This window comes from Exiguobacterium sp. E4787 (genome assembly GCF_018618375.1).
GTDB classification, from domain to species: domain Bacteria; phylum Bacillota; class Bacilli; order Exiguobacteriales; family Exiguobacteriaceae; genus Exiguobacterium; species Exiguobacterium chiriqhucha.
In genome coordinates, this window is the sequence record NZ_JACSLY010000035.1 from 1 (window position 1) to 1,058 (window position 1,058).

At 60.2% G+C, this 1,058-nt stretch carries 1 protein-coding gene; it reads right to left on the reverse strand.

Annotated features, from left to right (window positions below):
- Positions 1–9 precede the first annotated feature (9 nt).
- Positions 10–945 carry an IS30 family transposase gene (locus tag KNP80_RS15750; protein ID WP_214835085.1) on the reverse strand — a complete coding sequence of 312 codons (936 nt, stop codon included), beginning with the start codon at positions 943–945 and terminating at the stop codon, positions 10–12.
- Between the last annotated feature and the right edge of the window lie 113 nt (positions 946–1,058).

Here is a 1,058-nt window from a genome sequence, read left to right on the forward strand (position 1 = left end):
GACGGTTTGTCAAATTAAGCGCAACACTTCCTCGGTGAAGGCCTCGTGTGCGGTTTTCCAGTCCAGGCACTTTCTCGGTCGCCCGTTGATCTTGGCTAGCGCATCCGCGAGTTCACCGTCACCGACCTGCGCGAAGTCCGTTCCTTTCGGGAAGAACTCGCGGAGGAGCCCGTTGGCGTTCTCGTTGCTCCCCCGTTGCCACGATGAGTACGGGTCGGCGAAATACATCGGCACGCCGAGCGACGCCTGGATGCGCTCGTGACCGCTGAACTCCTTGCCCCGGTCCGTCGTCGCCGTCTCGAACGTGCCTTCCGGGAAGGCACCGTGCACCGCATGGATCGCCCCCTCCATCGAGGCCGCGGTGCGGTCCGCGATTGGCAGGGCGAGATAGAACCGGCTCTTCCGCTCGATGAACGTCGCGACGCACGCCTTCGATTTCCCGCGTCCGGAGACGACGGTGTCGAGCTCCCAATGCCCGAATGTCCGGCGCCCCCTGACCTCTGGAGGTCGTTTCGAGATGGGGAGACCGACGTTGATGCGACCGCGCGTCTCGGTCGGCTTTTGGCGTTTCCCCTTCTGGCGGAGCACGGTCACGGACACGTCGATCCGTCCCGCATAGATCCAGCGGTAGATGGTGGAGAAGGCAATTTTTCCTGCGTAGAGGCGGCCGACGATCTGTTCTGGTGACCAGGTCGCACGCAGCTTCTCGACGATCGTCCGGCGCATCGTGTCGTCGAGCTTCGTCTTGACGCCGCAATGGGTTTTCGCCTTCTCGTAGCGTTTCTGCGCACGTCCTGACTCGTAGCCGGGGTTCCGTCTGATCTCCCGCGAGACGGTCGAGGGCTGTCGCCCGATCCGTCTCGCGATGGACCGGATGGACATCCCGAGCTCCAGATAGGTCTCTATTTTCACGCGCTCCGTTGTGGTAAGATGGGTGTAGCTCATAGCGATTCCTCCGTCTGAATGTTTGTGTCGTAACTTCATTCTAAACGAGGCCATCGCTGTGGGCTTTTTTTTGCGTTCACGTTCAGATGTTGCACTTAATTTTATAATTCATC